Consider the following 12,002-nt stretch of genomic DNA (forward strand, 5'->3'; position numbering starts at 1 on the left):
ATAAATCATGAATTTTATTCTAAAACAGAAGTACCTTTTAAGTATTAATTTTAAATACTATTGTTATGTGCTCATTAGATAAAATAAACGATAAAAAAACAAAAGAAGCTTTTGATAAACGTGTTATTTCGGCAACTCAACATTTACAAGCCTATGTTAAGCACAGACTATACATTGCAATATCTACGGGAATTATTCCTAAAAACATGTATACGTCTCATGGTATTATTGACGAGGCTATTGCTAAATACTACGAAAAAGGATATAATATTGATAGCGATGCTACAACCATAAAACTGAAGCTTTTTAAAATTGTTGATGCCGATTTAAACACGCTTTTTAAAAAAGAGGCCTTTCATAAAAACACGATTAGCACGAATTCTATTTTAGAAGAAGAATTGGATAATTTAGAAGAAAAATATACTGTTGATGCCGATATGGATTTTGTTATGAATGAAGATTTAAATGATATCTCGTACAAGCAAGACCATAAACACAAACATTTGTTTTTATATGCCGATAATGATAGTTCGGTTTTAGAAGCTTTTGATATTGAAGCCGCATCGCTTAATGACTCTAAAAAAAGACTAGGCAACTTATACAGTTGGTTGCCATTAAACGTGTCGAATATTATTGATTTAATAGTTTTTGGAAAGCTAAGTTTTGAAGAAATATCAAAAGTAAGATCTATGGAAGTAAAACGTGTGGAGTTTATTTTTAATGAAGTCAAAGATCAGTTTAAAGATCATATAGATTAGTTCTCCAAAACCGTTCGCATCGCTTTAGCCTTTACCAAACATTCCTCGTATTCTTTTAGCGGGTCGCTTTTTGCTGTAATAGCGCCACCAACGGAATAAGACACGTATTTTTTGGTTTCGTTATATAAAATACTACGAATAACCACATTAAAATCGAAATCGCCTGTAGGCGAAAAATAGCCTACAGCCCCCGAGTAAAGCCCGCGTTTAGTTGCTTCTAAATCTTCAATAATTTGCATTGCCGAAATTTTAGGAGCGCCCGTCATACTACCCATTGGGAAGGTGCTTTTTATAATATCTATGGGATGTGTTGAAGCTTCAACTTCCGATGTAACCGTAGAAATCATTTGATGCACTTGATCGAAGGTATAAATCTTGCACAACTCTTTTACTTTCACACTGCCTTTGGTGGCGGTTTTAGATAAATCGTTACGTACCAAATCAACAATCATAATGTTTTCACTTCGCTCCTTTTCGTTTTCTAACAAATCCTGTTTCAGCTTCGCATCTTCTTCAACATCTAACGAACGCTTTGCTGTTCCTTTTATAGGCTGCGAAATTAAGGTTGTTCCTTCTTTTTTCAAGTAACGCTCTGGTGAAGCCGATAACAAGTATTTATCTTGACATTTTAAAAAGGTTGCAAAAGGCGGATTAGAAATATCATTAAGTTTATTATAAATCTCTAAAGGATTAATTGTTGTGTCTTCGGCATAAAACTCTTGACAAAAATTCGCTTCATAAATATCGCCACGATGTATATGGGCAAGCATATTTTTTATTTTCTCGAAGTATTCATCTTTATGAATGCGAAGTTTTATTTTGATTTGATCATCGGAGACCTTGCGCTCAAGGTCACTATCATCTATATTCTCAATAGCTTTTAAATCGTCTTCAATTTCATCATCAACACAATTTAAGTATTGAATTTCAACATTATCACCTTTAAATAAAAATAGTTTCTTAGGCTGAAAAAAGTACAAATCAGGAAATTCTAAACCATCAAAATTAGTCGATTTTAAAGCTTCAACATCATTTTTTAAATCGTAGGTTAGGTATCCAAAAATCCAATCGTTTACTAAGGTTTGATATTCTTTTAGTTTTTCAAAACCCTGAAGATAATCTGTTTGAATGCCAGTAAACGCATCAACCGCCAAAACCGCATCATAATTAGAATAGCTTTGCTCGTAATTATTAGAATCTAGCCAAACCACATCATCAAACTGTTGTGCCCAAATGCGAATCTGACTTTTAAAGACTTTAGAATCTTTAAATTTAAAAATTTGTTTTGTTCTCAATAAAAAAGATTATTCCGCAAAGTTAAGTAGAATACTTAAAAAATTAAGATTTTTGTACTTTAAACATCTAAAAGCATGTACACCTTACAAAACGAGAAACTTAAGATTACGGTTAAAAAAATTGGTGCCGAATTATGCAAAATTACATCGACAAAGCATCACACCGAATTTATGTGGAATGCCAACCCAGATGTTTGGAGTAGCTACGCGCCTAACCTATTCCCAATTATTGGTGCTTTAAAAAACAATACCTATTTTTTTGAAGATAAAGCATATAGTTTACCTAAACATGGTATGGTGAGAAACAACGACCATATTACGCTACACGAACAAACCGAAAACAGTTTAACATTCAAACTCATTTATAGTGAAGCAACGCTAAAAATATATCCGTTTAAGTTTGAGTTTTATATTACATATACGCTAACAGATACAACCATAAAAATAACACACACCATTAAAAACGTTGATAACAAACCCATGTATTTCTCGGTTGGCGGACATCCTGCTTTTAAGTGCCCAGTGTATGACGATGAAAATTATGATGATTACGTTTTAGAATTTGAACACCATGAAAACTCTGAAACACACCTCATAAATATGGAAAACGGCCTTATTTCACCTAAAACAAAACCTGTGTTTAGCAATACTAATTTGCTACCGCTAAAACACGACTTATTTAATGCCGATGCGCTTATTTTCAAAGATTTAAAATCTAGAAAAGTCATCTTAAAAAGTAATAAACACGGAAACATTTTATCATTTACTTATAATGATTTCAATTATTTAGGTATTTGGGCAAAACCAGAAGGCGATTACGTTTGTATAGAACCGTGGTTAGGTATTGCCGATAACGAAACCACCAATCAAGATTTAAAAACCAAAGAAGGCATTTTAAAACTTGCTGCCCACGAGACCTTTAATGCAAGCTACAGTATTGAAATAGATAACAATCATTTAATCTAAATTATTAAACGTAACTTTGCCAGCTAAATAGCATATTTTGACATTTCACGATTTAAATTTAAACACCCCATTATATAACGCCATAGACGATTTAGGCTTTACAACACCTACACCCATTCAAGCAGAAGCTTTTAATGTGGTAAGTTCGGGTAGAGATATGGTTGGTATTGCCCAAACAGGTACAGGTAAAACCTTTGCCTACATGTTGCCTATTTTAAAGAATTTAAAATTTTCGACACAAGAAAATCCGCGTATTTTGGTGTTAGTGCCAACACGCGAATTGGTGGTACAGGTGGTTGATGAAATTGAAAAACTATCAAAATACATCAATAATCGTGTATTAGGCGTGTATGGAGGTACTAACATTAACACGCAAAAGCAAGCCATTGCCGAGGGTATTGATATTTTAGTAGCAACACCAGGTAGATTATACGATTTGGCTTTAAGCCGCGTATTACAATTAAAATCTATACAGAAATTAGTAATTGATGAAGTTGATGTCATGCTCGATTTAGGCTTTAAACATCAGCTAATTAATATTTTCGATATACTTCCAGAAAAGAGACAAAACATTATGTTTTCGGCAACCATGACCGAAGATGTCGATTTACTAATTAACGATTTCTTTAAAAGTCCAGAGCGTGTATCCATTGCTATTTCTGGAACACCGCTAGATAACATCTCGCAAACACGTTACAAAGTTCCAAATTTTTATACCAAAGTAAATTTATTAACACACTTACTAAACGATACAGAAACCTTTAATAAGGTTTTAATATTTGTAGCGTTTAAAAAAATGGCCGATCGTTTGTTCGATCAACTCGATGAAATTTTTCATGATGAGTTATGCGTTATTCACTCTAACAAAACACAAAACTACCGTTTACGTAGTATCGAGCAATTTAGAAACGGAAACAACCGTATTTTAGTGGCTACCGATGTTATGGCGCGCGGATTGGATATTGATAACGTATCGCATGTTATTAATTTCGACACACCAATTTACCCAGAAAACTACATGCACCGTATTGGTAGAACAGGTCGTGCCGAACGTAAAGGAGAAGCCCTTATTTTTAATACCGAAAAGGAAGCCGATGCCATTGAGAATATAGAAACCTTAATGAATATGGAAATTCCGTTATTGAAAATTCCAGAAACCGTTACAATATCTACCGAACTTATTCAAGAAGAGCGTCCGGTAATAAAAGAACGTAACAACCCTAACAAACGTAATAGAGACGAAGATGCGCCAGGACCAGCCTTTCACCAGAAATCTGAAAAGAATTCTAAAGAAAACTTAGGTGGTTCCTACAAATTCAAAATAGCAGCTAAGTACAAAAAGCCTAAAACTAGAGGCGATAAAAACTATAACAAACGAAATAAGAGAAAGTAATTTTTTGGGCGTTACCCTATCGGGTCGGGCTTTCTGTTACAAGTCCTCGCTCCTACGTCGCTGTGGGCTTTTCACGGCAATCCCTAACGCGGGTGTATTTGTTAAATTTAAGTCCATCCAGCTAAAGTCTATTGTCATTCCTGCCTGCGCAGGACTAACATAAATAGAGATAGTAAGAATCATAATAAATAGAAAAAGAGTAAAAAAATAGAGTTTTGCCCTAAAATTTAATCTTCAGTAAAAATTAAAGCAACTCTTGTCATAATAAATCAATTTCAAATTAATACCCTGTGATTTCCTTAAGCTTATAAAAGAAAGCTTTCTTTCGTTCTGAGCTAATTTTCCAATCGGTTGGGATACTTTGAAAACCAGATTCGAAAGGTTCTCCCTCTTTTCTAAAATCAAAAAATCCCCAAGATGCATAAGATTCTATAGACGTTTTTAAATTATAAGACTCTTTATCGAAATCAAAATGATCGTCTTCATTAAAAAGAATTGGTTTTGTATAATAACCTTCTGAAGCCCTTACCTTTTCAACCAAAACCTTAATACCTTCAGGTTCTTCAATACCATTACCATGAATAAGAACAAAATCTGAACTCTGAATAATATTAGAAGTTGGCACTCTATTACCAGCAAAACTTGTACTAACCAAAAACTTATTATCTGTCATTTTTTTAACACGTTCTATTAACTCTGAAACCCGTTCTGGTTGCAATATTTTATGTTCGTAATTGATATCACATTCATTATTAATCTCTATTAACAAGTTAGAATACGATTTTTTTAAAAGCCAATTGGTAATATTATCAACAGCATTTAAAACCGCCTGTTCGTCTTTTAATTGATCGTCTTGTCCAAAATAGAAATAACCAAGTATAACAACCATTCCTATGTCATCTGCCTTATCTAATATTTTTTCTAAACGATTAATATATTTAGGTCTTAAATTACCAATGCTATCGAATGCTGTATTTACCCAACCATAATTTCCATATCCTAAGGGACTTCCGCCTTGAAGGTTTAAAGTAAAAGCTAACAAACCATGAGATTTCCAATCGGGCATTGCGGCAATAAATTCATTTGTATTTCTTTCGGGATCCCAAACTTGGGTGTCTGGATACTTAAAATTGTCTCGTGTATCGGGATTTAAATCATCAAAAACACCTTGAACCATTCTAGAATTAAATAAAAGTCCTTCAATCTTGTTTCCTTCCCAGTTTCTATTTTTATAGGTTATTTCATCATTAATGTAAAACTGTTCTCCCTTAATAGCAACAACGGTTTTTTTATGCTCTTCTTTTTCGCAAGAACTTAAACTAAAAACCGAAATAAGAAGTCCGAAAAAAACAAACCATTTAATTTTTGTAGCATTCATAATATTCTATTTATTACTTATTATAAGATTGATGTTCTTAAAGATATGAAATTATAAAAAGAACTACTGTTTGCTAGAAATTTACGGTAATCTAATATTTAATTTATATTTGCAGCACATTGCACTTTATGATAGCTAAAATTAAAAAATTCTTACTTTCTATCGAACAAGTTCCCACGCTACTCTATCTTGTAAAATGGGTGTTTATTTGTTTGCTTTTAGGCGCTGTTGCTGGTAGTGTTTCGGCTTTCTTTCTTACGAGTTTAGATTGGGCAACAAATTACAGAGAATCTCATTTATGGATTATTTGGTTGTTACCAATTGGCGGTTTTATTATTGGCTTGTCTTATCATTTATATGGTAATGAGGTTGTAAAAGGCAATAACTTATTACTTGAAGAATTTCATTCACCAAAAAAAATAATCCCTTTTAAAATGGCGCCTTTGGTATTATTTGGCACTATTGTAACACATTTATTTGGTGGATCGGCAGGTCGTGAGGGTACAGCAGTACAAATTGGAGGTGCTATTGCCGACCAGTTTACAAAAATTTTAAAACTCTCTAAACGCGATAGACAAATTCTTTTAATTGCAGGTATTAGTGCTGGTTTCGCTTCTGTTTTTGGAACACCGTTAGCCGGAGGTATTTTTGCGCTTGAGGTTTTAGTTTTAGGAAGAATAAGACTCGATGCTATCATTCCTAGTTTTATGGGTGCTGTTTTTGCAAACTATTTTTGTGAAATCTGGAACGTAACACATACACATTATCATATTTCTGAGGTTGCCGAAATGAATCCTATAAATCTATTATGGGCATTATTAGCAGGTATTATTTTTGGTTTGGTTGCGATGCTATTTTCTAAATCGACTCATTTTTGGAGTAATCTATTTAAAAAATATATTAAATATCCGCCATTACGTCCTGTTATTGGTGGTGTTATTTTAGCCGTTACCATTTATTTTATGGGAACAACTAAGTACATTGGTTTGGGTATTCCTACCATTGTAGATGCGTTTGATGTGAACCTCAACTCTTATGACTTTTTATTAAAAGTATTACTCACCTCTTTTACGCTAGGTGCTGGTTTTAAAGGAGGTGAAGTAACGCCTTTATTTTTTATAGGTGCTACTTTAGGAAATGTACTCATTTGGTTTATCCCGTTACCAATGGGATTACTTGCCGGTATGGGTTTTGTTGCTGTTTTTGCAGGCGCTACCAATACACCTATTGCATGTACAATTATGGGCATTGAATTATTTGGTATAGAAGCAGGCGTTTTTATTGCTTTAGCGTGTAGTACTGCCTATTTATTTTCTGGTCATTCAGGTGTGTATGCCTCCCAAATTATTGGAAGTCCGAAAAACAATTTCTATATACGTGAAAAAGGGTTACCGCTTTCTGATATTAAAAAGAGACGTGATAAACAGGAAAAGACTTAAGCTAAAACTAACGCTCCTTTTTGATGTATTCTAAAACATCAACTAACGGACTAACCCAAATTGATGCTTCGTTTTCCTTTAAGTATTGTACAAACTTATTGTGTTCGTCTAAATCGACATTTAAATTATGTTCGCCACCAACACCGTGAAACAAGAATACCGCTAAAGAGCTACTTGTTTTGGCTTGTTCTACAATACTTATTAAATGGTCTGCAGTATCGCCATTAACACTAAAGGCTTTAACATCAAATAAATCTAAATTAGATGTCTCGAAACCCGCTTCTACACCACGAGCACCAACAAAATCGGTTTTAATAAGTTCTATAAAAGAAGAATCTCGAATGGCTGTATCTCCACAGGTATAAGCAAAGGTTCTTTTGGTTTTACCATCGATAGTATGTAACAAGGTATTTGCTAATTTAATTTCGCTTACAATTTTATCAATGGAATAGGTATCTAAATCGTAATCTGGATTGACCCATTCTCTTCCTTCTGGCTTTCCATCACACGGATGAAATAATGTATGATTGCCTAATTCATGGCCTTTATTTGCTAATGCTTTCCAATCATTCAACCTATTATTTAATGACGCTGAATTTCCAGGAACATAAAATGTGGCTTTCAATCCTAAAGAATCTAAAATAGTTAATACATTATCTAAATGCACATTCAATCCGTCATCGTACGTTAAAGAAACGGCGCATTGTTTTGTATTCCAAAGTGCTTTATTTTCATTTTGTGCATTCGTTATAAATGATGCCATAAATACTAAGAAAACGCATGCTTTTAAATGTTTCATATGCTTAAAATTAATCATCAACAGCTTGATTTACTAAAGTTCTAAATATTTGCGAAGTATCATCACCACTAATTCGTTGTGTCTGCTTTAATAATATGCCAATATAATCTTCTTTAGGATCTGCAAAATACTTCGTATTAAAATAACCGCCCCACTCAAAAGTACCTTCGCTGCTGTTACCTCCTAAATCATGTTTTTTCTTATCAACAAGTCCAAAAGCTAATCCGTGAGCTCTTTCAATATTTTCAGATATATAAGGAATTTGATTGGTTAAAATAGTTTCTACAGTGGTTCTGCTTAAAAGTCTAACACCATTTAATTCTCCTTTGTTTAAATACATTTGTAAAAACGTTGCATAATCCTTTGCTGTACTAGAAAGTCCTGCTCCACCTGATAAAAACCGTTTAGCTCCGGTTTTAGGATAATCGGTATCGTAAAATGTTACAGGATATTTAACCCATACATTATCTTCTTTTGTTTGAACCGTTACCAACCTATCGTATTTTGATTCTGGAAGATAAAACTGTGTATCCTCCATTCCTAAAGGCTCGAAAATTCTAGTTTTTAAAAATTCATCAAAAGGCATTCCAGACATAATTTCAACAAAGTATCCTAACACATCTAGTCCTTCGCTATAAGTATACTTTTCACCTGGATTGTGGTGTAAAGGTAATTTGGCTAGTTTTTTAATATTATCGCCAATAGCAACATTTTCGGTAGTGAATAAATCTACAATACCTGCTTTAGCATATAGCTTTTTAAAACGTAAATCGCCATCTATTTTCCCATAACCAATACCAGATGTATGCGTCAATAAATTTCGAATAGTTATTTGTGTATCGGCTGGCTTGGTTGTGTATGATGAATCTGCTTCGTTAAAAGTATCTAAAAGTTGGGCTTCTCCAAATTCTGGAATATATTTTGAAATAGGATCGTCTAAGCTAAATTTAGCTTCTTCCCACAACATCATAACGGCAGTTGAAGTAATGGCTTTAGACTGAGAAGCTATTCTAAAAATATGATCTAATTCCATATCTGTTTTAGAAGTGTTATCTGCCATTCCAAAAGCTTTATAATACACTATTTTACCATGTCGAGCAATTAAAGCAACAGCACCAGGGATTTTCTTTTCTGAAACAGCAAACGTTAACATTGAATCTATGCGGTTTAACCTTGCACCTGACAGACCTACAGAACTAGGCGTTGCAATAGAAAGTGTTTCGGTTTGTAATGTTGGTGTTTGCTTAAAACAAGAGGTTAGTACAAATGCGGTAAGGCAAACTAAAAATAGTTTTTGCATGGGTTTAGTTGTTGATTAAATTAATAGAAAAGCTAAGTTACTTTTTTATAGATAATTATAATTATCTACAAACAAAAAAATCCCTTTCCAAATAAATGAAAAGGGACTTTTTTAAATTACTACTTATTAATTGATTTTTAAAACCAATTCTTTTCCTTTGTAAACAACACTTTTATTGATTGCTTTAGGAATTTGCATGCCATTTCCATTAATATCATTAACAACTACAATATTAAATTGACGTTTTTTAATCATCTTAGGAAAAGCACCTGTTCTTTTTCCTATTGTTAAAATTTTATTTTCATCATCCCAACTAAACTTAATGGTAGAAAATAATCCTTTCTCATAATTATAGTTATCTTTTTCATCATCATACAAAATAAATTCGCCATCGGCACCAGGATACACACGAATTTCTATAGGCGCATTATTTTTTTCGTTAGCATATTGAACAAAAGGTCCCATTGGTAAAATTGAACCCGATTTTACATATAAAGGCATAATATCAATAGCCGCTTCAGCTTGAATAGTCTGTCCGCCATCATATGTTTCTCCTGTCCAAAAATCTATCCATTTTGTATTTGCTGGTAAAAAAACCGCTCTTGATTTTGTTGTACTAAAATCTTCTTTTCCTCCAATAAATCTATTACCATCCTTTTTTACATCAACATACATTGGATCTGTTACAGGACAAACTAATAATGATTTTCCGAACATATACTCATCATTAATATCTAGTGCGTTTTTATCATCTGCAAAGTCCATGACTAAAGCACGAATCATACTGGAAGCATTTGCTGTTACATCCCAAGACGTAGAATAAATATACGGTAATAACCTATATCTTAAATTGATAAACTTTTCAATAGCATCATAAGCCCAAGTTCCTTTATCTCCAAATTGATAAATTTCACGCGGACCATCGGTACCATGAGAACGCATCATAGGACAAAAAGTTCCATATTGTAACCAACGCACATACAATTCTTTATAAGCTGAATTATTATTTCTTTCAGGATAATCCCATAGGAAAAAGCCACCAATATCAGTATTCCAATACGGAATTCCAGTTAATGAAAAATTCAACCCTGCCGAAATCTGATTTTTAAATTGAGGCCAACCAGCTTTTACATCGCCAGACCATGAATTAGCTCCAAAACGTTGTTGACCAGTAAATGCAGAACGGGTAAGTATAAATACACGTTTATCTTCACGTGTTGCTCGCTGATGTTCATAAACACCTCCAACAGTTTTTAAAGGAAATAAGTTTCTATATTTTCTAAACGACCCTAAATAAGTTTGTTCATCATAATCTTTATCTTGTCTTTCGTTATGATCTGGTTCGGTAGAATCCATCCACCAACCATCGTTTCCGAGACTAAAAATACCTTTGTTTAAGTATTTCCAATAAATATCGCGAGCTTCAGGATTATACGGGTCATAAACCCTAACTCCAGAACTCTTAGCATCTTTTGGCTGTGGCCATGTATTTTTATCTGTTAAAGGCCATGTTTTAAAATTAAATAACATGCCTTTTTCATTCAATTCTTTATAAGGTTTGGTTTTAGGCCCAAAAGAAGCCCAAATGGAAAAAATTACATGGGCATTTAAATCGTGAACCTCATCAATCATTTTCTTAGGGTTAGGGAATTCTGGATTTAAGAACTCCATTGAGTTCCATTGATAATTATTACCCCAATATTGCCAATCTTGTATTAGTCCATCAAATGGAACCTTTAATTCGCGGTATTTTTTAACAACACCAACCGCTTCATCTTGACTTTTATATCTTTCTTTACTTTGCCAATACCCATAAGTCCAATAAGGAAACATAGGTGCTTGACCTGTTAAATCTCTTATTTGTTTTACAACGCCATCGGCATTGCCACCATACATAAAATAATAATCTACACAATCTCCTACTCTAGATTCAAAAGATGTTTCGAAAACACTATCTGAAAAATCTGTTGGTGAATAATTATCCCAGAATACACCATAACCTTTTGATGATTGCATAACAGGAACAGCTGTAATTAAAACTTCTTGTAAAAGGTGTAATTTTTGATTTCTTTGAGACATGTTTCCATCTTGAAACTGCCCTAAACCGTAAACCTCTTCATCTCTATCTAACACATATGATTGACGCACTACATAACTATCTTCATCAACATCTTTTATTGATGTAATTTGAACGCCATAATCTTTCTCAACAAGTAATGACTTATTATCTGAAGAAACAAAGGATACGCTTCCTGTCTTTTTATTTATATGAACTGCTAATTTTAATGAAGAAATAATGACTTCATCTGCATTTTCTAACAAACTTAAATTTACAGTTTCTGGAGTTTTAATTACTGAATGGCTCTTTTTTTCGAAATCTTTACCAATTGGAGATTTTAATACTCTCACTATTTCTGGAGTATAAAACTCAATAGCAACATTAATATTACTTATTTGAGTATTAACAACTTTAAGTGTTTGTTCATACTCTTGTCCTTTAGCAGAGAAAATAAAAACAAATACAAAAACTAATAATACATAAAAATTTTTCTTCATAAAATAATCACACATAAATTAATAAGTGTAAAAATAACATTTATTTTTTAATATCATAAAAAATCCCTTTCCAAATAAATGAAAAGGGACAAATAGAGAGTTTTTTAGTTTACAAAAA

9 protein-coding genes are annotated in these 12,002 nt (G+C 32.9%); 4 read left to right on the forward strand and 5 right to left on the reverse strand.

Annotated features, from left to right (window positions below):
- The first annotated feature begins 65 nt into the window (after window positions 1-65).
- Window positions 66-758, forward strand: a complete 693-nt coding sequence (locus ACH5TW_RS03085; RefSeq protein WP_439335019.1) for a hypothetical protein — start codon at window positions 66-68, stop codon at window positions 756-758.
- Here the strand turns inward: ACH5TW_RS03085 and pabB are convergent.
- Window positions 755-2,053: an aminodeoxychorismate synthase component I gene (gene pabB, locus ACH5TW_RS03090; protein ID WP_439335020.1), complete on the reverse strand. Its 1,299-nt coding sequence runs from the start codon at window positions 2,051-2,053 to the stop codon at window positions 755-757. The two genes, ACH5TW_RS03085 and pabB, sit on opposite strands and share 4 nt — an antisense overlap.
- A gap of 75 nt (window positions 2,054-2,128) precedes the next feature.
- Here pabB and ACH5TW_RS03095 point away from each other — a divergent pair, with 75 nt between their 5' ends.
- The gene (locus ACH5TW_RS03095; RefSeq protein ID WP_439335021.1) at window positions 2,129-3,019 is read left to right on the forward strand and encodes an aldose 1-epimerase family protein; all 891 of its coding nucleotides are present in this window, start codon (window positions 2,129-2,131) and stop codon (window positions 3,017-3,019) included.
- Between the two features lie 37 nt (window positions 3,020-3,056).
- A complete protein-coding gene (locus ACH5TW_RS03100; protein WP_439335022.1) occupies window positions 3,057-4,412 on the forward strand; it encodes a DEAD/DEAH box helicase in 1,356 nt (451 codons plus the stop codon).
- A gap of 280 nt (window positions 4,413-4,692) precedes the next feature.
- On the opposite strand, the gene ACH5TW_RS03105 is transcribed toward ACH5TW_RS03100, so the two are convergent.
- Window positions 4,693-5,790 carry a hypothetical protein gene (locus tag ACH5TW_RS03105; RefSeq protein ID WP_439335023.1) on the reverse strand — a complete coding sequence of 366 codons (1,098 nt, stop codon included), beginning with the start codon at window positions 5,788-5,790 and terminating at the stop codon, window positions 4,693-4,695.
- Between the two features lie 128 nt (window positions 5,791-5,918).
- Between ACH5TW_RS03105 and ACH5TW_RS03110 the strand changes: the two genes are divergently transcribed.
- Complete coding sequence (locus tag ACH5TW_RS03110; protein ID WP_439335024.1) at window positions 5,919-7,229, forward strand: voltage-gated chloride channel family protein; 1,311 nt, start codon at window positions 5,919-5,921, stop codon at window positions 7,227-7,229.
- Window positions 7,230-7,236: 7 nt separating this feature from the next.
- On the opposite strand, the gene ACH5TW_RS03115 is transcribed toward ACH5TW_RS03110, so the two are convergent.
- From ACH5TW_RS03115 to ACH5TW_RS03125, 3 genes are all read right to left on the reverse strand, one after another.
- Window positions 7,237-8,028 carry a polysaccharide deacetylase family protein gene (locus ACH5TW_RS03115; protein ID WP_439335025.1) on the reverse strand — a complete coding sequence of 264 codons (792 nt, stop codon included), beginning with the start codon at window positions 8,026-8,028 and terminating at the stop codon, window positions 7,237-7,239.
- Between the two features lie 10 nt (window positions 8,029-8,038).
- A complete protein-coding gene (locus ACH5TW_RS03120) occupies window positions 8,039-9,328 on the reverse strand; it encodes a serine hydrolase domain-containing protein (RefSeq protein ID WP_439335026.1) in 1,290 nt (429 codons plus the stop codon).
- Window positions 9,329-9,454: 126 nt separating this feature from the next.
- The gene (locus ACH5TW_RS03125; protein ID WP_439335027.1) at window positions 9,455-11,884 is read right to left on the reverse strand and encodes a glycoside hydrolase family 31 protein; all 2,430 of its coding nucleotides are present in this window, start codon (window positions 11,882-11,884) and stop codon (window positions 9,455-9,457) included.
- Window positions 11,885-12,002 lie beyond the last annotated feature (118 nt).

It is taken from the genome of Thalassobellus sediminis (genome assembly GCF_044386045.1).
GTDB lineage: Bacteria > Bacteroidota > Bacteroidia > Flavobacteriales > Flavobacteriaceae > Thalassobellus > Thalassobellus sediminis.